General features: G+C 69.1%; 21 protein-coding genes and 1 pseudogene. 15 read left to right on the forward strand and 7 right to left on the reverse strand.

Annotation, left to right across the window (positions count from 1 at the left end; translation table 11 throughout):
* The first annotated feature begins 76 nt into the window (after positions 1-76).
* The 4 genes from ACFY0K_RS37025 (at position 77) to ACFY0K_RS37040 (ending at position 3,593) form a co-directional block, all read left to right on the forward strand.
* Positions 77-1,315: a 4-hydroxybenzoate 3-monooxygenase gene (locus tag ACFY0K_RS37025; RefSeq protein ID WP_390643541.1), complete on the forward strand. Its 1,239-nt coding sequence runs from the start codon at positions 77-79 to the stop codon at positions 1,313-1,315.
* A 352-nt stretch (positions 1,316-1,667) separates the two neighbouring features.
* The gene (locus ACFY0K_RS37030; protein WP_390643542.1) at positions 1,668-1,871 is read left to right on the forward strand and encodes a hypothetical protein; all 204 of its coding nucleotides are present in this window, start codon (positions 1,668-1,670) and stop codon (positions 1,869-1,871) included.
* Between the two features lie 56 nt (positions 1,872-1,927).
* Positions 1,928-2,395 carry a VOC family protein gene (locus tag ACFY0K_RS37035; RefSeq protein WP_390643543.1) on the forward strand — a complete coding sequence of 156 codons (468 nt, stop codon included), beginning with the start codon at positions 1,928-1,930 and terminating at the stop codon, positions 2,393-2,395.
* Between the two features lie 211 nt (positions 2,396-2,606).
* Positions 2,607-3,593 (forward strand): NAD(P)H-dependent flavin oxidoreductase, encoded by a 987-nt coding sequence (locus tag ACFY0K_RS37040; RefSeq protein WP_390643544.1) that lies wholly within the window; start codon positions 2,607-2,609, stop codon positions 3,591-3,593.
* 54 nt (positions 3,594-3,647) lie between these two features.
* Here the strand turns inward: ACFY0K_RS37040 and ACFY0K_RS37045 are convergent, their stop codons facing one another.
* Entirely contained in the window at positions 3,648-4,265 is a 618-nt protein-coding gene (locus ACFY0K_RS37045) for a TetR/AcrR family transcriptional regulator (RefSeq protein ID WP_390643545.1), read from the reverse strand.
* Positions 4,266-4,625: 360 nt separating this feature from the next.
* Here ACFY0K_RS37045 and ACFY0K_RS37050 point away from each other — a divergent pair, with 360 nt between their 5' ends.
* The 3 genes from ACFY0K_RS37050 (at position 4,626) to ACFY0K_RS37060 (ending at position 8,817) form a co-directional block, all read left to right on the forward strand.
* A complete protein-coding gene (locus ACFY0K_RS37050; RefSeq protein WP_390643546.1) occupies positions 4,626-6,062 on the forward strand; it encodes an aldehyde dehydrogenase in 1,437 nt (478 codons plus the stop codon).
* Positions 6,063-6,134: 72 nt separating this feature from the next.
* Positions 6,135-7,727: a GMC family oxidoreductase gene (locus tag ACFY0K_RS37055; RefSeq protein WP_390643547.1), complete on the forward strand. Its 1,593-nt coding sequence runs from the start codon at positions 6,135-6,137 to the stop codon at positions 7,725-7,727.
* 232 nt (positions 7,728-7,959) lie between these two features.
* The gene (locus tag ACFY0K_RS37060; protein WP_390643548.1) at positions 7,960-8,817 is read left to right on the forward strand and encodes an SDR family oxidoreductase; all 858 of its coding nucleotides are present in this window, start codon (positions 7,960-7,962) and stop codon (positions 8,815-8,817) included.
* A gap of 98 nt (positions 8,818-8,915) precedes the next feature.
* Here ACFY0K_RS37060 and ACFY0K_RS37065 read toward each other — a convergent pair whose 3' ends face one another.
* On the reverse strand, positions 8,916-9,608 hold the full coding sequence (locus tag ACFY0K_RS37065) for a TetR family transcriptional regulator (RefSeq protein WP_390643549.1): 693 nt from the start codon (positions 9,606-9,608) through the stop codon (positions 8,916-8,918).
* Positions 9,609-9,743: 135 nt separating this feature from the next.
* On the opposite strand from ACFY0K_RS37065, the gene ACFY0K_RS37070 reads away from it, so the two are divergent.
* Positions 9,744-10,580, forward strand: a complete 837-nt coding sequence (locus tag ACFY0K_RS37070) for an SDR family NAD(P)-dependent oxidoreductase (RefSeq protein WP_390643550.1) — start codon at positions 9,744-9,746, stop codon at positions 10,578-10,580.
* A 165-nt stretch (positions 10,581-10,745) separates the two neighbouring features.
* Positions 10,746-11,190 (forward strand): annotated as a pseudogene (locus ACFY0K_RS37075) (transposase); the annotation flags it as partial.
* 138 nt (positions 11,191-11,328) lie between these two features.
* Here ACFY0K_RS37075 and ACFY0K_RS37080 read toward each other — a convergent pair.
* The gene (locus tag ACFY0K_RS37080; protein ID WP_390643551.1) at positions 11,329-11,685 is read right to left on the reverse strand and encodes a transposase; all 357 of its coding nucleotides are present in this window, start codon (positions 11,683-11,685) and stop codon (positions 11,329-11,331) included.
* Between the two features lie 341 nt (positions 11,686-12,026).
* Here ACFY0K_RS37080 and ACFY0K_RS37085 point away from each other — a divergent pair, with 341 nt between their 5' ends.
* The 5 genes from ACFY0K_RS37085 (at position 12,027) to ACFY0K_RS37105 (ending at position 16,702) form a co-directional block, all read left to right on the forward strand.
* The gene (locus ACFY0K_RS37085) at positions 12,027-12,689 is read left to right on the forward strand and encodes a hydrolase (RefSeq protein WP_382724381.1); all 663 of its coding nucleotides are present in this window, start codon (positions 12,027-12,029) and stop codon (positions 12,687-12,689) included.
* Positions 12,690-12,978: 289 nt separating this feature from the next.
* Entirely contained in the window at positions 12,979-13,596 is a 618-nt protein-coding gene (locus ACFY0K_RS37090; protein WP_390643689.1) for a YoaK family protein, read from the forward strand.
* Positions 13,597-13,693: 97 nt separating this feature from the next.
* Positions 13,694-15,583, forward strand: a complete 1,890-nt coding sequence (locus tag ACFY0K_RS37095) for an amidohydrolase (protein WP_390643552.1) — start codon at positions 13,694-13,696, stop codon at positions 15,581-15,583.
* Positions 15,584-15,635: 52 nt separating this feature from the next.
* Positions 15,636-16,130, forward strand: coding sequence for a DoxX family protein (locus tag ACFY0K_RS37100; protein WP_390643553.1), 495 nt, complete (start codon positions 15,636-15,638; stop codon positions 16,128-16,130).
* 41 nt (positions 16,131-16,171) lie between these two features.
* Positions 16,172-16,702 (forward strand): MarR family winged helix-turn-helix transcriptional regulator, encoded by a 531-nt coding sequence (locus tag ACFY0K_RS37105; RefSeq protein ID WP_390643554.1) that lies wholly within the window; start codon positions 16,172-16,174, stop codon positions 16,700-16,702.
* Positions 16,703-16,801: 99 nt separating this feature from the next.
* Here the strand turns inward: ACFY0K_RS37105 and ACFY0K_RS37110 are convergent, their stop codons facing one another.
* Together ACFY0K_RS37110 and ACFY0K_RS37115 are read right to left on the reverse strand one after the other, a co-directional pair.
* Positions 16,802-17,305, reverse strand: coding sequence for a MarR family winged helix-turn-helix transcriptional regulator (locus ACFY0K_RS37110; protein WP_390643555.1), 504 nt, complete (start codon positions 17,303-17,305; stop codon positions 16,802-16,804).
* Positions 17,306-17,486: 181 nt separating this feature from the next.
* Positions 17,487-17,630, reverse strand: a complete 144-nt coding sequence (locus tag ACFY0K_RS37115) for a hypothetical protein (protein ID WP_390643556.1) — start codon at positions 17,628-17,630, stop codon at positions 17,487-17,489.
* 342 nt (positions 17,631-17,972) lie between these two features.
* Here ACFY0K_RS37115 and ACFY0K_RS37120 point away from each other — a divergent pair, with 342 nt between their 5' ends.
* Complete coding sequence (locus ACFY0K_RS37120) at positions 17,973-18,374, forward strand: hypothetical protein (protein ID WP_390643557.1); 402 nt, start codon at positions 17,973-17,975, stop codon at positions 18,372-18,374.
* Positions 18,375-18,385: 11 nt separating this feature from the next.
* On the opposite strand, the gene ACFY0K_RS37125 is transcribed toward ACFY0K_RS37120, so the two are convergent.
* Together ACFY0K_RS37125 and ACFY0K_RS37130 are read right to left on the reverse strand one after the other, a co-directional pair.
* A complete protein-coding gene (locus ACFY0K_RS37125) occupies positions 18,386-19,060 on the reverse strand; it encodes an ATP-binding protein (protein WP_390643558.1) in 675 nt (224 codons plus the stop codon).
* A gap of 268 nt (positions 19,061-19,328) precedes the next feature.
* Positions 19,329-19,592, reverse strand: a complete 264-nt coding sequence (locus ACFY0K_RS37130) for a hypothetical protein (RefSeq protein ID WP_390643559.1) — start codon at positions 19,590-19,592, stop codon at positions 19,329-19,331.
* Positions 19,593-19,839 lie beyond the last annotated feature (247 nt).

The raw sequence follows: 19,839 nt of genomic DNA on the forward strand, positions 1-19,839 counted from the left end.
AGCCTTGGCACGATGTGCGTCCCCATTGCGGCCAACGGTTGCGGGAGAGGCCTTAGGCTGACTGCGGAGGTGCCAAGTGGGCGAGGCACAGCGGCAGTTGGACGAGGTGCGGGAGTCCGCGACCGTTGTCGTGGTCGGCGCGGGTCCGGCCGGGCTGACTGTCGCCGCTCTGCTGCGCCGGAGCGGCGTGGACTGTGTCGTCCTGGAGCGCCGCAGCCGCGAGCATGTGGCGCAGCGGCAACGGGCCGGCATCGTGGAGGCCCGCGCCGTGCGGATGTTCGAGTCCTGGGGCCTGGCCGACCTGGTGCTGGACGGACCGCCGCACGACGGCATCCTGGAGTTCCGGGTGGACGGTGTGAGCCACCTCGTCGACGACAGCGGCGGCGGAGAGGGCCCCGGGGCGCGCCTGTGCCCTCAGCAGGTTCTCGTGCAGCGGCTCACCGCCGCCCACCTCGCCGACGGCGGAGACCTGCGCTACGAGGCGGCCGACGTCAGCCTGCACGACCTGACGGGGGAGCGCCCCGTAGTGCGCTACCGCTCCGCCGACGGCACCCCGCACGCGATCACCTGCGCGTTCGTCGCCGGCTGCGACGGCGACCACGGCGTCACCCGCAGCGCCGTCCCAGGCGGCCACCTCACCGCCCACACCTTCGACCACGGCATCGGCTGGCTCACCGTCCTCGCCGACGCCCCGCCCCCCGCTCACCCCCTGCTCGCCGTCAGCGCGCAGGGCTTCGCCGCGCACTTCCCCCGCGGGCCGCACAGCAGCCGCTACTACCTCCAGTGCCCGCCCGGCGACCTCCCCGGCGCGTGGCCCGACCACCGGGTCTGGGACGCGCTGCGCACCCGGCTCGGCGCCCCCGGCCTGGCCGCGGGCCCGGTCACCGACCGAGAGACCTTCCGGCTGCGCAGTCTCGTGACCGACCCCATGCAGTACGGCAGGCTGTTCCTCGTCGGAGACGCCGCCCACATCCTGTCCCCCATGGGCGGCAAGGGCATGAACCTCGCCCTGTACGACGCCGACCTCTTCGCCCGCGCCGTCCGCGACCACGTCCGCGACGGGGACGACACTTCGCTGCGCACCTACTCCGAGCGCTGCCTGCGGCGCGTCTGGAGCGACCAGGAGTTCTCCCACTGGCTGACCCGGACGGTCCACGACGCCGGTGACAGCACCCACTGCGGTCCCTTCCTGCACCGTCTGGCCCGTGCCCGTCTCGACAGGCTCTTCACCTCCCCGGCGGCCGTGCGGGCCTTCGCGGAACTGATGGCCGGCCTGGACCCGGCCCAGGAGCGCCCCGCCTCCACCGGCCGCTGACCGCACCACACGGCGTCCGTATGCGCCGTTTGCCCGATTCGCCCCATCGGGTCAAGTCACGACCCCTCGGAACGTGACCATGCGCCGTCCGCACGGCCTACTTGAAGTGCGGGCCTCACCGGAAAAGAAATCCGGAACACACATGGGGCAGCACGGTGGGACGGAAATCCGCACCGGAATTTCAGGGGCCGGCAGAAAACCCCGCGTACCGACGACCTTATTTTCGCATCAGCAGCACAAGACCCATGTCAGGTGTCTGCGCCTCCGTCGCTCGGCGCCTCCGCCGCGGCGGACGCCGGCAGGACGACTCCCCCGGTGATCAGCGCGGGCGGGAGTGTCGCGGGTGTCAGCAGTGACCGAACGAACCCTCAACGTCCCCGGAGCTCCTGATGCCGATGCCGATAGCGGCGGTGAAGATACCGTGGCCGTCACCGTGGAACCTGCCTTGCTGCGCCCGGTCGGAATTGCCCACCGGACGGCTATTCGGCCAGTTGTCAAAACTGATGACGAATATGCGCAGCTTGATGAGAGCGCACCCAACCGCACGTTAGTCTGAACCGTCTGGATCATCGTGCCATCCCGTGATGGTTCAGCAGGATCGGAGTGATTGCGATGCCCATGCCGGCCCACCCGCCGAAAAACCCGTCGAGTCCCTTTGCGTCCTTCCGTGCTCACCACGTCGGCATCCGCGTTCCCGACTACGACGCGGCGAAGGCCTGGTACACGCAGAAGCTGGACTTCCGAGTGCTCCAGGAGTGGCCCTACGGTGAGTTGAAGCTCGCCTACCTCTGCCCGCCCGACGACGACAACTTCCATGTGGAACTGCTGGCCGGACCCCTACCGTTCCCGAACGAGATCCTCGACGACCTCGGAGCCAGCCTGCAGTACGGCGGTTACCGGCACATCTGTGTCCATGTCGACGATGTCGACGAAGCGCGTGCGGAACTCGCGGACCGCGGTGTCGACCTCATCGGTGAACCATTCGAGATCGAGGACATCAGCCGTCGGCTGGCGTTCTTCCGCGACCCGTGGGGCAACATGATCGAACTGTCGCAGAAGCTGCCCGGCGCCGCTTCCTGACCGGCCGCGCGGTATCGGCATGCACGCGCACGGGCGCACGCACATGCCCTGCGAGCCCCCGGGGGCCGGGGCGTGTACGTCCCTGCTGTGTGTGGTGGTGCGGCCGAACCACGGACTGTCGTCATTTCCGCTCAGCGTTCGAGTGGTTTCGCGTGGGCGGGACGGCGCGCTCCGGGCGGGCCCGGCGCACCGTGTTCGTTAGCGTCTGCTCATGTTGCACACGAGATTCACCGAGATGTTCGGTATCGCGTATCCGGTGATGGCGGCGCCGATGGCCCTGCACAGCGGCGGAACACTGGCCGCCGCGGTCTCCGCGGCCGGCGGACTCGGTTCCTTCGGGGGGACACATCCCTGGAAAGGGCCTGACTGGATCCGTGCGGAGATCGCGACCGTGCGCGCCAGGACCGGCCGCCCGTTCGGAGTCGGCTTCATCACGCCGTTCCTCCCCTTCACGGAACCGCATTTCGAGGCTGCTCTCGAAGGGCGGCCGGACGTCGTCGCGCTGTCGTTCGCCGACCCGCAGCCGTGGCTTGCCCGTGCCAGGGCCGCAGGGGCCCGGGTGATGTGCCAGGTACAGAGCTACGACGACGCGCGGACGGCCGTTGCCGCCGGTGCCGATGTCCTGGTGGCGCAGGGTACCGAGGCCGGTGGCCATACCGGGACGATGGGCCTTTTGCCTTTCCTGGCCGGGATCGTGCGGCGTTACCCCGACGTTCCGGTGCTGGCGGCGGGGGGCATCGGCGACGGCCGTACCCTCGCGGCCGTCCTCACCGCGGGGGCGGACGGCGCCTGGCTGGGCACGGCCTTCCTGGCCACGCCCGAAGCGGTCGAAGTGCACGATGCCCACAAGCGTCTGATCGTCGAGAGCGACGGCGGCGACACCGTGTGGACGCGCGCCTACGACATCGTGTCGGGGCTGCCGTGGCCGGCGGCGATCGGTGAACGGGTCCGGCGCAACCGGTTCACCGACGAGTGGTCGGAACACGAGGCGACGCTGCGCGACCGCAGGGAGGAGTTCGCGGCACCGAAGGACGTCAGTCCGATGGAGGGCCCGCCCGACCCCGACACGAGCGCGGTTCTCTACGGTCAGTCGGCGGTCTTCGTCGACGCCGTCCGTCCCGCCGCGGAGGTGGTCCGGACGATCGCCGAGGAGGCCGAGGCCATCCTTGCCTCCCGCCCCCGCTCGCTGCTCGGCTGACCACCGGCCCCCGCTCTCGTGGGCGCGGTGGAACTGTTCCCGGTGGCCGCTCGGTCATTCCCGTGGTGCCGGCGACACGTGCCCGGTGATCGCCTCGAACAGCAGGAGGCCCTGGTCCACCAGTTCCTCCCTTGAGACGCCCAGCTCTCCGTTGAACCAGCTCAGCAGCATCTCGCTGACCGCGCCCACCACGGCCACGGACAGGGTGGCGGGGTCGATCCGGGGATCATGAACCCCTTCCCGCAGCAGGGAGTCCACGAGGCCGCTCATACGCCGCAGGCCCAGGCGCCGTTCGCGTGCGGTGAGCGGACCGGCCCCCAGGGATTCCGTGAGTTTGACGCGCCCTTTTCTCGGGTCCTCCAGCGAAAGACCGACGACGGCGTCGATGACGTTGCGAGTGCGGTCGCGCAGCGGCTGGTCCGTGGCGGCCGCGTCGGCGCACCGGGCGATCTGCTCCTCGTAGATGTCCTTCATGAGCGCTGCCATGAGGTCGTCGAGGGACGTGAAGCTTTCCGCGAAGTACCTGTCCTTCAGTCCGGCGTGGCGGAGTACGGCACGGACGGAGGTGTGGGCGTATCCCTGGCCGGAGAAGAGTTCGAGGCCGCTTTCCATGAGGCGCCGACGGCGGAGCGAAGCGCGCTCCTCGGCCGTGGCTCCGCCATATGTCCTCATGAGATGCCACCTCTCCCTGAGGCGTCCGGGACGTCCGTCCGGGCCTTCCGCACCAGGCGATGACCAAGGCGTTTTCGTCAGCATTTATACGATCTGGTGACAGATTACCCCAGATGGGTGTAGCGTCGCATTCATTCAGTCGTGAACCGTGAAAGCGCCCCCAGGAGCCGGGACCAGGCGTCAGGGGCGTCGCAGAGGTGGCCCACCCGCGGGTTCTGCGTGCGGGCCCACCGTGCAGGAAAGCCATGACCGGCAGTGGCCTGCGTGCCGCGCTGGGCGCCCTTGTGCCCGCTGGTCATTCACGTATCGAACACCGCGGAGTGCCGTGGTCCCAGGGCCGTGCCGTGGGGAGAGTTCACCATGGATCCCAATCATCTGTTCATCGGCGGGCGCTGGGTGCACGCGTCCGGTGACCGTGTCATCAACGTCGCGTCCGCGAGTACCGGCGATCATCTCGGTGCCGCGCCGGACGGTTCCCCGGGAGACGTCGACCGGGCGGTCGGAGCCGCTCGTGCCGCGTTCGACGCACCCACCGGATGGGCGTCCTGGGACCCTGCACGCCGCGCGGCCGCGATGATCCGTCTCGCGGATGCGCTCGACGCCAGGAGGGAGGCGACATCCGCCGCCGTCAGCGCGCAGAACGGCATGCCGATCACTGTCGCGCTGTCCTTCGAGGGTGCGGTGCCCTCGGCGCTGCTGCGCTACTACGCGGGGCTGGCCGACGGCATGACGCCCGAGGAACTGCGCCCCGCACTGCCCCGGGGCACCACTCTGGTCCGCCGGGAACCCGCAGGCGTCGCAGCCGCCGTCATGACCTGGAACTTCCCTCAGACCATCGCCTTCTTCAAAGCGGCCCCGGCTCTGGCGGCCGGCTGCGCGCTCGTCCTCAAGCCGGCTCCGGAGACGGTCCTCGACTCGGTGCTGCTGGCGGAGGCGGCAGAGGAGGCGGGCATCCCCGGCGGTGTGATCAACATCGTTCCGGGCGGCCGCGAGACCGGCGCGTACCTGGTCTCCCATCCTGGCATCGACAAGGTCTCGTTCACCGGATCCACCAGGGCGGGGCGCCAGGTGGCCGCCGCATGCGCCGAGTTGCTGCGGCCGGTGACCCTGGAACTGGGAGGCAGGTCCGCCGCCGTCGTCCTCGACGACGCCGACCTCACCGCGCACGCGGAGCAGTTCTTCATGGCCAGTCTGCTGAACAACGGCCAGACCTGTTACGCGAGTGCCAGGATCCTGGCCCCCCGCAGCAGGTACCAGGACGTGGTCGAGTTCTGCACGGCGATGGCCCGTGACGCCGTCGTCGGCGACGCGCTCGACCCCGCAACCCAGATCGGCCCGCTGGTCAGCGAGCGCCGGCGCGAACGGGTCCTGAGGCATGTCAAGACCGGCCTCAACGAAGGGGCCAGGCTCACCACCGGAGGAAGCCGCCCACCCGGACTGGACCGGGGCTGGTTCGTCGAACCCACCGTGTTCGCCGACGTCCAGAACTCGTCGGCCATCGCGCAGGAGGAGATCTTCGGCCCGGTCCTCACCGTCACGCCCTACGACGGCGAGGACGAGGCGGTGCGCCTGGCGAACGAGTCGGCCTACGGCCTCGCGGGCACCGTATGGACCACGGACGTGGACCACGGTGCCCAGGTGGCCCGCCGCCTTCGGACCGGCACCGTCGGGCTCAACGGCTACCTTCCCGATCTCGCCTCCCCCTACGGGGGCAGGAAGGCCAGCGGACTCGGCAGCGAACTGGGGCCCGAGGGACTCCAGGCATACCAGCAGTTCCAGTCGGTCTACCACCCCTGATGCCACGGCGGGCATGCGCCGGCCGGTCCGGGCGAACCGGGCGACGGCTCTCCGCCAGGCGAGGAAGCCACCATGAATTGCACCGGAACCGAAGGGTTCGACTACGTCATTGTCGGCGCCGGCAGCGCGGGCTGCGTTCTCGCGGACCGCCTCAGCCGCGACGAACGCGTCCGCGTCCTGCTCCTCGAAGCGGGAGGCCCCGACACCGACGAGCTGCTCCACATCCCGGCCGCGCTAGGCATGCTCTTCGGATCGCAGAGCGACTGGAGCTACCGGACGGTCGAGCAGCCCGCCCCGGGCCGCACCTTCTCCTGGCCCCGGGGCAGGACCCTGGGCGGCTCGTCGTCCACCAACGTCATGATCTACACCCGGGGCAGCCGGCACGACTACGACAGCTGGCGTGACGAGCACGGAGCCGAAGGCTGGGGCTACGACGACGTCCTGCCCCATTTCAGGATGGCCGAGTCGAACAGCCGCCTCGGCGGGCCCTTCCACGGTGTGGACGGGCCCCTGCACGTCGAGGACCGCGTCTACACTCACGAACTCTCCCGGTCCTGGCTGGACGCCGCCGTGGCATGGGGACTGGACCGCAACGACGACTTCGCGGGAGTGTCCCCGGCCGGCGCCGGCCTGTACCAGGTGACGTGCCGTCACGGCCGGCGGTGGTCCACGGCCGACGCCTACCTGCGTCCGGCCCTGGGCCGTCCCAATCTCACGGTACGCACCGGCGCCCTGGCCACCGGGATCACCTTCGACGGCTCACGCGCGGTGGGCGTCACCCACCTCCGGGACGGGCAGGAGCGGACGGCTCACGCCGACGGGGAGATCCTGCTCTGCGGCGGATCCGTCAACTCGCCCCAGCTGCTGCTCCTGTCGGGCATAGGCGATCCCGGCGAGCTGCGCGACGTGGGCATAGACGTCCGGATCCCCCTGCCCGGGGTCGGGCGCAACCTGCAGGACCATCTGATGACTCCCGTGGTGTGGGAGACCCGGAACTCCACCGACATCGTCCGGGACCTGCTCACCCCGGACAACCTCGAACGATGGCGCGCCCACGGCGACGGGCCGTTCGCCTCCAACTACGGCGAGGTCGGCGCGTTCCTCACCGTCACGGACGGCCGACACCGTCCGGACGTCCAGCTGATGGGAGGGGCCACGGCACTCGTTCTCAGCGGCGAGGTCCAACCTGACCGGCCGGTGTTCACGATGAACTGCGTCCCCCTGCATCCGCAGACCCGCGGCACCGTCCGTCTGGCTTCGGCCGATCCCCAGGCCCCACCGCTGATCGATCCCCGGTACTTCGACGCCCCCGCGGACACCTCGCTCACGGTCGCCGGACTCAGGGCGGTGATGGAGATCGCCCGCTGTACACCGTTCGCCGACTGCCTGGCACGGCCGTACCTGCCGGCCGGCGACGGCCTGGACGACACGGCTCTGGAGGAGCACGTCCGCAGATGGAGTGCCACGGCCTACCACCCGGTGGGCACCTGTGCCATGGGAACCGGCCAGGACTGCGTCGTCAGTCCGGATCTGGAGGTCTACGGAGCCGAGCGGCTCCGTGTCGTCGACGCCTCCGTCATGCCGACTGTCATCGGCGGAAACACCAACGCCCCCACGATCATGATCGCCGAAAAGGCCGCCGGGCTGATCGGGACCACACGCTGACAGAAGACGGTGGCCGACCCGCAAGTACGCGGACGCCACGCGATCCTGGCCGGTGACTCCCGAGGTGATCGCCGGCGGAGCCTGCCCGGCGGGTTCATCCGACACATCGGGCTGCCCACCCGTGCAACTGGGCCCTGTCTCTTCGATCGAGCGAGCTTGAATTGCCGCTCCTGCGCGGCCACTGACGCCACCCCGCATGCGCCCGGCGTACCGCGGAAACGGAAGGAATCCCGTGATCGTCGTCACTGGAGCGACCGGTGCGCTGAACGTCGCCACCGTCGAGCACCTCCTCAAGCGCGTGCCCGCCGAGCAGATCGGCGTCAGCGTCCGTGATGTCGCCAAGGCACAGCACTTCGCCGACCGTGGCGTGCGGGTACGGCAGGGTTCCTACGAGGACCCGGCCGCGCTGCGGCACTCCTTCGAGGGCGCCGCGCAGATCCTGCTCGTCTCCTCCAATGATCCGCACGCCGATGCCGTCGCCCTGCACCGCGTGGGCATCGAGGCCGCCGTTGCCGCCGGAGCCGGGCGCATCCTCTACACCAGCCACCAGGGCGCCGGTGCCGACAGCCCCTTCCACCCGGCCCGCGACCACGCCGCCACCGAGCAGCTCCTGGCCGACTCGGGCGTCGCGTGGACCTCGCTGCGCAACGGCTTCTACGCCCACAGCCTGAGCTGGCTGCTGGGGCCGTGGCAGCGGACCGGCACCATCACGGCCCCGGAGGACGGGCCGGTCTCCTGGACCGACCGGCCGGACGTCGCCGAAGCGGCAGCGGTCATCCTGGCCGGCGACCTAACCTTCGACGGCCCGGTCACGCTCACCGCCGGCCAGGCCGTGACGTTCGACGACGTCGCAGTCATGGCGTCGCAGGCCAGTGGCCATGAGGTCACGCGCGTCACGCTGGACGACGAGGCCTGGATCGCGGACAAGGTCGCCGCCGGTACCCCGGAGGCAATGGCGCGGATGACGCTCACCACCTTCCGGGCCGCCCGACAAGGCCGCTTCGCGGGAGTGGATCCGTTGCTCGCCGAGCTGCTGGGCCGCGAACCCCGCAGCGTCACCGACCACCTCATGGACGCGAACGCCGCCTGAAAGAGGGGCCATTGGCAGGTGATCAACGTGTCTCCCGCGCAGTACGGTGCCCGTCCGCAAGCCGGTTCGCCCGTCCACAACGTGCCGACCCGCGGCAGTCAGGTTCCTGTGCCGGCGTTCGCGGCGAGGGTGAGTGCGCCGAGGATCAGGGTGGTGGTCATGCGTTCCAGCGTGGCGGTGAAGGGCAGGCGCATTTTCGCTAGTTCGGGGTCGGCTTCGTAGGCGGCGATCATGCCGGTGGAAGGCCGGGAGTGGGTCCAGACGGCGCCGGTGGCCATGATGATCTGGGCGCAGAGCTGTTCCGCGGCGGCGGGTCCGAGTTCGGGCAGCCGGGCGCGGACCAGTTCGGTGAGGGCGGCGACGTTGGCGACGGCGGCCTTTTTGTAGCGGCCGGCGACTTCGGCGGAGACGTTGTGTTCCAGGACTCCTGCCTGGGCGCTGAGCAGGTCACACAGCTGCGGCCGTTCGCTGAGAGTCCGGGTCAGGACGGCGGCGACCTCGGTTCCCCGCCGTGTCGACGACCATGCCGTGTCGACGTCTTCGTCGAGGTGTACGCCGAGTTCGGCGATCCACTGTTTCCAGGCTCGGTCGAGCAGTTCCAGCAGGACGGCCTCGCGGGATTCGAAGTACTTGAGGAATCCCGATTTGGCGAGCCGGCTTCGGCGGCTCAACTCGTTGAGGGTGACGGCGCTGGTCGGCATTTCGGCGAGCATCTGCGCTGCGGTGTCCAGGATCGCCTGCCGGCGTATCTCCCTGGCTTCCTCGCTGCGGGCGCGCTGGAACGTGGTCACGCCTCACATCATAAGGGACTAGCAGTCCCTTGACACCGTACCGTCGGTCCCTTAACTTTGCGGTCGTAAGGGACCTCCGGTACGCAAATGTGCGGGGCGGGAGGCTCATCGGTTCTCCAACAGGAAGAAGAAGTCATGTCCAAGGTCTGGTTCGTCACCGGTAGCTCTCGCGGCTTGGGCCGCGCGATCGTCGAGAACGCGCTGAAGGCCGGCGACCGAGTGGTCGCGACCGCCCGTCGGCCCGAGCAGCTCGGTGACCTTGTCGACGGCTATGGCGACCGGGTGCTGCCGCTGGCTCTGGATGTCACGAACCCGGACGACGTCAAGAAGGCCGTGCAGACCGGTCTCGCCGCGTTCGGCCGCTACGACGTGGTGGTCAACAACGCCGGCTACGGCGACACCGCCGCCGTCGAGGACGTGACCCTGGCCGACTTCCGGGCGCAGATCGACACCAACTTCTACGGCGTCGTCTACGTCACCAAGGCGGTCCTGCCGATACTGCGCGAGCAGGGCGCGGGGCACATCTTCCAGGTGTCCTCGCTCGGCGGCCGGGTCGGCTCGCCCGGTCTGGCCGCCTACCAGAGCGCGAAGTGGGCGGTCGGCGGGTTTGCCACCGTCCTGGCTCAGGAGATCGCGCCGTTCGGCGTGAAGGTCACCGTGCTGGAGCCGGGCGGCATGCGTACCGACTGGGCCGGCCCGTCGATGAGCATCCCGCCGATCAGCGAGCCCTATCGGCAGACCGTCGGCGCGTTCGCCGACATGATCCGTAACTCCGACCCGGAAGCGGCGGCGGCCAACTCCGCCGACCCGGCCCGGATCGCCGAAATCATCGCCGACCTCTCCGGCCGCGACGACGCCCCGGTACGGATCCTGCTCGGCAAGGACGCCGTGCAGTACTGGGACGCCGCCGGTGCGGCTCTCGCCGAGTCCGATGCGAAGTGGCGTTCGGTCTCCGAATCCGCCTGGAGCTGATCACCCCGATGACCGCGGACGCTCCGTACCCCGCCGCACTGCACACCGACTTCGCCGGCCGGCGCGTCGAGTGTCTCGCCACCACTGTGGTGCCGGTGGCGATGCGGCCGTTGCGGCCCTGCTCACCCGGCGACCGGACAGGTGCGGCCCGGCGATGACGCCCGCCAGCACGGCGGTACGCCCGGCGATGCGAGGCCGACCCCTGGCAGCAAGCACCACCTGATCACCGACGCCACCGGCATCCCGCAGGCGGCTGCGCTGACCGGTGGCAACCGTAACGACGTCACTCAGCTCATCCCACTGCTGCAAGCAGTTCCGCCCGTACGCGGCAACCGCGGCCGACCCAGGCGCCGCCCGGACTCAGTGCTCGGTGACCGCGGCTACGACCACGACAAGTACCGCCGCCTCGTCTGGGCCCTTGGCGTGAAGCCGGTCATCGCCCGGCGCGGCACCGGGCACGGCTCCGGGCTCAGGACTCAACGCTGGAGCGCGCCTTTGCCCACCTGCACTGGTTCCGCCGCCTGCGGATCCGCTGGGAGGTCCGCGACGACATCCATGAAGCCTTCCTGACTCTGGCCTGCGCGTGATCTGTTGGCGCTGGCTGAACAGCAGCTCAGCGCCGCCACTCGTAGGCACCTGGGGAGGTCTCCGTCCGAGTGGGTCATCACGGAGGTCTGCGATGCCCCGGAGCATCTGGTCGGGCGCGATCAGCTTCGGTCTGGTGACTTTCCTGAACCAGGGTTCGTCTTCAAACGGATCTTGACCACAACAGAATTGACGCGAGTGTGACCGCCGCTTCGTGGGAGGTGGCGGTCTTCCCGTATCTGGTGGCGATGCCGCGGAAGCCTTTGAGCCGGTTGAAGCACGGCAGCTCAATCATGTTGCGTCGGCGGTAGATCTCCCGGCCGAACCCTGGCGGTCTGCCGCCGCGGCGGCAGCGGTTGTGCCGGCGCCGTCGTTGGTCGGTCTTCTCGGGATTGACGTGCGCGATCCCGCGTTTACGCAGGTAGGCGCGGAAGTCGAGGGAACCGTAGGCCTTGTCTGCGACGACCTGGTCGGGCTTGCGGCGTGGTCGGCCCAGGCCGATGGGCTCGTAGATCCACACATCAGATTCCGAGCACCTCGAGCGCCCTCGTGGCCGCTGTCTGCGCGCGCGTACGACAGCGAGACGCCCGGAAGCGCACGTCGGCAACGTGAGACACCTCACCGAGTAGTTCACCGTTCAACCTCTTGCGCAGAAACATCTGGCTTGGAAGATTAATTGATATGGGCGTCCCACTCGGGGACGGATCCCGTCCTCACGAGACACCCCAGGAGGCCGCGATGCCGGCATCCGAGAACCGACCGCAGGGACTGCTCGCGCGGATCGGCCGCTTCTTCGGCCGGCCCCCCGGCAGGCACGCAGGACGCGTGTCCCCGCTCTCTTCAGAACAAGAGGAACCCATCATGTTCAACGTCGCCAATGTCAAGGCCGCCCCCAGCCCGGACCTGCTGACCCCCGAGAACTCGGTGATGCTGTTCGTCGACCACCAGCCGCAGATGTTCTTCGGGACCGCCAGCGGCGACCGCACCGCGATCGTCAATGCCACCGTGGGCCTGGCGAAGGCGGCCAGGGCGTTCTGCGTGCCGACGGTGCTGACCACCGTGGCCGCCGAGTCCTTCTCCGGCCCGCTCCTGCCCCAGCTGGCCGAGGTCTTCCCCGGCCAGGAGATCATCGACCGCACCACGATGAACGCCTGGGAGGACAGCGCGGTCGTCGAGGCGATCAAGGCCACCGGCCGCCGGAAGATCGTCATCTCGGGCCTGTGGACCGAGGTGTGCATCGTTCTCCCCGTGCTGTCCGCGCTCGGACAGGGCTACGAGGTGTACGTCGTGGCCGACGCCTCCGGCGGTGTCACCCCGCAGGCTCACGAGCACGCCATCGAGCGGATGGTCAGTGCCGGTGCCGTGCCGGTGACTTGGATCCAGGTCCTGCTCGAGCTGCAGCGCGACTGGGCCCGTGCCGAGACGTACCTCCCTGTCATGGAGATCGTCAAGGAGCACGGCGGCGCCTACGGTCTCGGCGTCGTCTACGCCCAGTCCGTCATCGGCGCCCACGCCGCGGGCTGATCCACCGGGTCGCCGGCCCGAGGGCACCCCGCCCCCTGGGCCGGCGCCGGCCCGCAGTCCAAGACCTCGCAGTACCCGCCGTCCCGGAGATGCAGCGGCGCAGAGGTCATCCCGCGTCCCAGAAGCAGCGGGCCTGCCACCGAGCGGCCGGCCCACGGACGGCCCACGTTCTCGTGCGCGAGCAAACCGAACCCGGCATGGGCCGTGACCGAAGGAAACGACAGTGAACCTCAATCATTCCTCGGCGCCCGGCGCGCCGGGCGGTCGTGAACCGCTGCTGCCGGCCCTGATGACCGTGACGGCGGTGAGCGGGCTCATCGACGCGGTCAGCTATCTGGGGCTGGGCCACGTCTTCACCGCGAACATGACCGGCAACGTGGTCATCATCGGCTTCGCCGCCGCCGGCGTCCCCGGCTTCTCGGTGCTCGGCTCGCTGGTGTCACTGGCCGCCTTCCTGGTCGGAGCGGGAGCGGCCGGCCGTCTGGGAACCGCGCTGGGCCGCACGTCGCCGAACCGGCTGCGCTGCGTCCTGCTGCTGGAAACGGTGCTGCTGGCCACGGCCACCACCGTCGCCTTCGTCGCAAGCCATGCGCTCCATGCGCTCATCGCACTGATCGCGCTGGCCATGGGTCTGCGCAACGGGACGGTCCGCAAACTCGCCGTCCCGGATGTGACCACGACGGTGCTGACCCTGACGCTGACCGGACTCGCGTCCGACTCGACCCTGGCAGGCGGTACCAATCCGCGTGCCGGCCGTCGACTGGCCTCGGTGCTGGCGATGCTGGCAGGCGCGTTCGGCGGAGCCCTGCTCGTGCAGCACACGGGGCTCGGCTGGCCTCTGCTGGCAAGCACGTTCGGTACCGCTGCCGCCGTCCTGGCCGTACCACGCGGGCCGTCCGCGGGCTGACTCAAGCCCGCCTGGCAGTCCCCCCGTTGCGGCTCCAGCAGCCGCTTCACCCCCCCCACCGCCCATTTTTTGGGCCTGCTCATTGGAGATGATGTCCATGGCAACTATGCCCGTGGCCGGCCTCCCCCCTGTCAGCGACGACCACGTCGCCGACCTCGTGATCCGCAACGCCAAGCTCTACACCGGCGACCCGACAAACCCCCGGGCCGGCGCCGTCGCCATCAAGGACGGCAAGGTCACCGTGGTCGGTGACGACAATGACGTCGCCCGACTGATCAGCGGCCGGACCCGAGTGGTCGACGCGCTGGGCCGCCGGGTCGTGCCCGGCCTCAACGACTCCCACCTGCACGTGATCCGCGGCGGCCTGAACTACGTCCTTGAACTGCGCTGGGACGGCGTACCGACGCTGCGTCAGGCCCTGGCGATGCTGCGCGAGCAGGCCGCCCGCACCCCCAAGGGGCAGTGGGTCAGGGTGGTCGGCGGATGGTCGGCGGACCAGTTCGCCGAGAAGCGCCTGCCGACCCTGGCCGAGCTGAACGCGGCCGCTCCGGACACACCGGTGTTCGTGCTGCACCTGTACCAGTCCGCCCTGATGAACCGCGCGGCGCTGAAGGCGGCGGGATACACCAAGGCCACGCCCGATCCCAAGGGCGGCCAGCTCGTGCGCGGCCGTGACGGGGAGCCGACCGGCATGCTCCTGGCCGCCCCCAGCGCGCTGATCCTGTACTCCACCCTCGCCGCGGCACCGACCCTGCAGGGCGAGGACCTGAAGACCTCCACCCGCCACTTCCTGCGCGAGCTGAACCGGTTCGGTCTCACCTCGGCCATCGACGCGGCCGGCGGCTTCCAGAACTTCCCCGACAACTACGGCACCGTCATCGACCTCGCCAAGGCCGGCCAGCTGTCGCTGCGCATCGCCTACCACCTCTTCCCGCAGACCCCGGGACAGGAGATCGACGACCTCAGGCGCTGGATCGACATGGTCAAGCCCGGAGACGGCGACGCATGGCTCCGGCTCAACGGCGCCGGAGAGAACCTGACTTGGTCGGCGGCCGACTTCGAGAACTTCACCGAGCCCAGGCCCGAGCTGGCCGCGGGCTACGAGGGCGACTTCGAGAAGGCCGTGCGGCTGCTGACGGAGAACGGCTGGGGCTTCCGGCTGCACGCCACCTACGACGAGACGATCCGCCGCGACCTCGCGGTCTTCGAGAAGCTCGCCGCCGAGGGCCTCTTCCCTGCCGGCAACCCCTGGCTGTTCGACCACGCGGAGACCGTCTCGGGCGAGAGCCTGGACCGCGTCGCGGCACTAGGCGGCGCGATGTCGGTCCAGAACCGCATGTCCTTCCAGGGCGAGGCGTTCGTACGCCGCTACGGCGCCGCTGCCGCAGCGGACGCGCCCCCGGTGCGCGCCATGCTGGAGCGCGGCCTGACCGTCGGCGCGGGCACGGACGCCACCCGGGTGTCCTCCTACAATCCGTGGGTCGCGCTGCACTGGCTCGTCTCCGGCCGGACCATCGGCGACCTGACGATCTACCCGCCGGAGAACCGCGTCAGCCGGGAGACGGCACTGACCATGTACACCCAGGCCGGCGCCCAACTCACCGGTGAGCAGGACGTCAAGGGCATCCTCAAGCCCGGCTTCTACGGCGACCTCGCCGTCCTCTCCGACGACTTCTTCACCGTCCCGGAGCAGGACATCCCGCACATCGAGTCCCTCCTGACCGTCACCGGCGGACGCATCGTGTACGCCGCCGCAGAGTACGAGGGCCTGGACGAGTCGATACCGGCGATCAGCCCGGCCTGGAGTCCGGTCGCCCACTACGGGGGCTACCAGGCCACCGTCAAGCCCAGTATCTCGGGCGCGCGACAGGCGGAGCTGCTCGGCCAGGCCGTCGCCGAGTCCGAGCAGCACCGGCACTGGCGCGCCCAGCGCGGCTTCGCGCCGGAGGCTCCGACCGAGCTCTTCGACACCTGCTTCGTGCTCTGAAACACCGCACCCGATCTCTACCGCACCACCCACCACGCACGAGGAGAGTGTGATGAACACCGGACTGCTCATCCTGAGGCTGGTCGTCGGCCTGCTGTTCGCCGGGCACGGGATCCAGAAGGTCAGCCACCGCCTGGGAGGTCACGGGATCGAGGGTGGAGCTGCGGAGTTCCGAGCGGACGGGTTCCGTGGCGGCCGGCTCACCGCGGCCGCCGCGGGCCTGGGGCAGATCACCGCAGGTCTGCTGCTCAGCGCGGGAGCGCTCACCCCTGTGGCGGCCACCATCTCGGCGGGAGTCATGACGGTCGCGGCCACGGTGAAGTGGCGCAACGGGCTCTGGGTGCAGCACGACGGCTACGAGTACCCACTCGTCCTGACGGTCCTGCCGGCCGTGCTGACGCTCACCGGGCCCGGACGCTGGTCGGTCGACCAGGCCATCGGCCTCCTTCCCTGGGCCCCCTGGTGGGCGGCCTCGGCCGTCGGCCTCGGCATTCTCAGCGGGCTGGCGACCCGCGCCGTCCTGGCACGGCCGGGCCTGTCCGTCTGAGTCAGCAGGAACATCTGCGCCGCCGGCGCGTTGAGACTGGCATGGAGAGAGAGACGAGAGGGCGGCGGAGGGCGGAGCCCACGCCGCCCTCCGCCAGTGGCGACGTCCGTGGTGGCGGCGAGAGCATCGACCGTGAGCTGCTCGACGGGTGGATGCTGGTGATGCAGGGCTTCCAGGCCACGCAGGACTCTCTCGCGAGCGAACTGGCCGAGCGCTTCAACCTCCGCCAAGGCGCCGCCGAGGTTCTGGTGCGCTTGCTCACCGCGCCCAAGAACCGGATGCCGATGACACGCCTGGCACACGAGACACGCATGTCCAGTGGCGGGTTCACCAAGCTTGCCGACCGGCTCTGTGCGGCCGGTCTGACTCGGCGTATGACCTGTGCGGAAGACCGGCGCCTCATCTACCTCGAACTGACGGACCTGGGCAAGGACACGGCCCGGGCCACAGCCGAGACCGTTACGGGGATTCTGCGCGATCGAGTCCTCGCCCCTCTCGGCCGCGACGGATTGGGCAAGCTCGCCGATGCCATGCGCGTGGTGCGCGACGCCAATGACGATCCCGGGAAGTGACGTCGGCACGCGGAACGTCCGAGGACAGAAACGTCGCCTGCGAATGCACTTCCTCACGGGCGAAGCGCAATTACCGAGTTGTGGTGGCGGAAGGCGACGTCAGGCTGACCGTTCCGAGTATTCCGAATCCGCACCGACGCCTTCGTCGTGGTGGTCCACCGGCCCGATAAGTGCCTCACTGATTTCACGCAGTTGCTCAACCTGGGCAGGCGTCAAACGATCGAGGAAATGAGAGCGCACGCAGGCGAGCTGAAGGGGAGCTGCGGTCCGCAAGGCAGCTCTTCCCGCACCGGTCAACCGCGCCAGGACGATGCGACGGCTGACGGGATCCGGTACCCGTTCCACCCAGCCGTGCTCCCGTGTGCGGTCCACCAGATGAGAGAGTCTGCTGGTCGATATGCCCATCCGCCGGGCCAACTTGGTGAGGCCCAATTGCCCCTCAGGAGCTTCCGCCAGCCAAGAGAGCATCTCGTAGTGGATCTGCCACATCCCGGTCTCGCGTCGAATTTCCTGCCCGACCTGCTCAGTCAGCCACCGTGCCGCACTACTGAAGACGCGCACAGAGTGCTGCGTGCAAACGTCGGCCGATTCGATGCTCTCCACAAGGACTCCTTGAATTTTGCGGCACCCCTCAGTGTAATTTAATGTCGAACCAAATGGGAAGCGTGACATACGCACTTGGTCACACTCGCGACATTTCTGTTGTGGTCAAGATCCGTTTGGAGGCGGACCCCGGCGCTGGTGGCGGGGTAGCCGCGAAAGCCGAAGAAGCACAGGCCGTCGATCACTGCTTCAGACAGGATTTCCGGCAGGCTCCATGGGCGGGGGCGCAGCCGTCCGTTGCCACGCCTCCATGCTGAAGCGGCAGAGCGATCATCTGGTGAACCTCTGCGGTGCCGTCGATCAGCCCGGAGACGTCGATCTGCACCGCCCAAGTGGGGTGATGTCCGATGCTGCCCCGAGTACGACCACATCCTCGGGATCCCAGTCGGAAGGATTTCAGCGACGGAGCTGGTCCGTCGATGTAGCGGTGGTGCGGTTGGCGATGTCGGCGAAGGCCGGCATGCCGAGACCGACTGTGGAGGGTGTCCACGAACATCAGCCTGTCCGGGTGAGCGGTCATTTCAGGTCCCTGCCGACGGACAGTTGATCTCCCTGTCCGGTATGACTGTTCGTCCTCCGTTCGACTGTATCCGTGCAGAGGGTCGGGACGGCCGTGCCGTGCGCCTGCGCCGTCTGTGATGTCAGTGGTGGCTGCGATGCTGGCGGCATGACAACCCCTTGGAACCTGCTTGATCTCGACAGGGCCCTGCGTGCCGGCTGGGCCGCCGACACCTGCTCGCCCGACGACCAGGCCGACTGGCAGCCGGACAACCCGGCCTGGGGGCACTGCGACATCACCGCCTTGATCGTCAACGACGTCTTCGGCGGCGACCTCATAGTCGGCGAGGTGCACCTTGACGGGACCCAGCGCGGTTTCCACTGGTGGAACCGGCTGCCCAGCGGGGTGGAACTCGACCTGACACTCGAACAGTTCCAGCGCGGGCAGATCGTCACGGCTGCCCGTGTCGTCGAGCGGCCGCCGGGCCCGCTGCCCCGCCGCTGGGAGGAATACCTCCTCCTGCGTGAGCGTGTGATCAAGCACCTTGGTCCGCTTCCGGAGCCCGTCTGAGGAGACAGCGGTCAGCCGACCGGGGCGTGGGAGACGACGCCCTGACCGCTGGTGGCCTGGGTCAGCCGCAGCGAGGACCCGTCGGTCAGGACGATGTGAGCATGGTGCAGGAGTCGGTCAACGGCGGCGGTGGCCGGCGTTTTCGGCATGATCGAATCGAATCCTGACGGATGGAGGTTCGAGGTCGCGATCACGGACCGGCGCTCGTAGGCGGCGTCGATCACGCGGTAGAAGGCCTCGGCTGCGGCTTGCCCGGACGGCAGCATGCCGATGTCGTCGACGATGATGAGGTCACACCTGGTGATCTTCGTGATGGCCTTGGAGACCGTGTTGTCGACGGTTGCCCGCCCGAGGTGGGCGGTCAGCGACTCCAGGGTGAACCAGGCGACCTTCATGCCCCGGTCGATCGCCTTGTTCGCCAACGCTTCCGCCAGGTGACTTTTCCCAGCACCGCTTGGTCCCGCGACCGCCAAGTTCTCCGCCCGGGTGACCCATTCCAGCGTCGTGAGCGCGTGCTGGGTCGGCGGCGGGATCGAGGAGTCGGCCTCCCGCCACGACTCGAAAGTCTTCCCGGACGGCAGCTGGGCCATCTTGCGGTGGTTGCGGCGGGTCGCCTCGTCGCCGCCCTTGATCTGCGCTTCCAGCAGTTGTCCGCCCGCACCCTGCCCTGCGAGCGTTCGACCCACTCCTCGATCCTCGGCATGAACGGGTCGATCAGCTTCGGCCGGACGACCGCCGCGTCGACCGGACGGTCCGTGTCCGTGCGCACCTCCGCACGGTCTTGGGGTCGACCCCCGCCAGCTCGGCGGCGGAGCGGGACCTGCGGTGTCCGCCTACAAGGATCTTGCGGTGTCCGCTCTCACGTGGCCCTTGTCCGGCCCGTCGCCCATTTCGCCGTGGTGACGGGCCGGACGGCTGCTCAGCGGGCGAGAGTGTCGGTGAGCGGCTGGCGGGTCAGCCGGCCTGCTTCACCACGTGCAGGGAGCCGTTGAGGGAGCCCTCCTGCTGTTCGTAGTGGGAGAGTGCCAGGCCGAGGCCTATGAACGTCGGTGCCCACTCGCCGACGAAGATTCCCCACCGGTCGGCTCGCTCGATGCCGGCCTGTTCGGCTTTGAGGCTGGCGAGCCAGGACGCGAAGCTGAGACCGATGGATGACAAGCCGGCCAGGTAGGCGTGCTCGCTGCGGATGCCCATGTCGTGCATCTTCTTGATCACCATGGGGGTTCTCCGATCTGTGGCGTGTCCTGTCGGGGTACCACAGTGAATTCCTCCTATTCGACCCTTATGGATGCATTTGAGACCACGTTCTCTGCCGTGGAACAGCCCGCGCCCTCAAGCCGGCGGTCCCTGGCGAGCTCGTCCGGCGCCTCCCGAACCGGTGAACAATCGCTGCTCGTTCTCGGGCCCTGGCTCAACTCCGTGACGCCTGTCTTGCCCCTTCTGCCGGCTCATCCGCGAACACAGT

This window comes from Streptomyces sp. NPDC001507 (assembly GCF_042894765.1).
Classification (GTDB): domain Bacteria; phylum Actinomycetota; class Actinomycetes; order Streptomycetales; family Streptomycetaceae; genus Streptomyces.

Excerpts from the sequence above, each read along its gene's own strand:
- ACFY0K_RS37070 (WP_390643550.1), top strand. The coding sequence starts at position 9,744 with ATGTCCAAGGTCTGGTTCGTCACCGGTAGCTCTCGCGGCTTGGGCCGC.
- ACFY0K_RS37130 (WP_390643559.1), bottom strand. The coding sequence starts at position 19,592 with ATGGTGATCAAGAAGATGCACGACATGGGCATCCGCAGCGAGCACGCC.
- ACFY0K_RS37095 (WP_390643552.1), top strand. The coding sequence starts at position 13,694 with ATGGCAACTATGCCCGTGGCCGGCCTCCCCCCTGTCAGCGACGACCAC.
- ACFY0K_RS37120 (WP_390643557.1), top strand. The coding sequence starts at position 17,973 with ATGACAACCCCTTGGAACCTGCTTGATCTCGACAGGGCCCTGCGTGCC.
- ACFY0K_RS37085 (WP_382724381.1), top strand. The coding sequence starts at position 12,027 with ATGTTCAACGTCGCCAATGTCAAGGCCGCCCCCAGCCCGGACCTGCTG.
- ACFY0K_RS37105 (WP_390643554.1), top strand. The coding sequence starts at position 16,172 with ATGGAGAGAGAGACGAGAGGGCGGCGGAGGGCGGAGCCCACGCCGCCC.
- ACFY0K_RS37055 (WP_390643547.1), top strand. The coding sequence starts at position 6,135 with ATGAATTGCACCGGAACCGAAGGGTTCGACTACGTCATTGTCGGCGCC.
- ACFY0K_RS37090 (WP_390643689.1), top strand. The coding sequence starts at position 12,979 with ATGACCGTGACGGCGGTGAGCGGGCTCATCGACGCGGTCAGCTATCTG.
- ACFY0K_RS37100 (WP_390643553.1), top strand. The coding sequence starts at position 15,636 with ATGAACACCGGACTGCTCATCCTGAGGCTGGTCGTCGGCCTGCTGTTC.
- ACFY0K_RS37050 (WP_390643546.1), top strand. The coding sequence starts at position 4,626 with ATGGATCCCAATCATCTGTTCATCGGCGGGCGCTGGGTGCACGCGTCC.
- ACFY0K_RS37040 (WP_390643544.1), top strand. The coding sequence starts at position 2,607 with ATGTTGCACACGAGATTCACCGAGATGTTCGGTATCGCGTATCCGGTG.
- ACFY0K_RS37045 (WP_390643545.1), bottom strand. The coding sequence starts at position 4,265 with ATGAGGACATATGGCGGAGCCACGGCCGAGGAGCGCGCTTCGCTCCGC.
- ACFY0K_RS37035 (WP_390643543.1), top strand. The coding sequence starts at position 1,928 with ATGCCCATGCCGGCCCACCCGCCGAAAAACCCGTCGAGTCCCTTTGCG.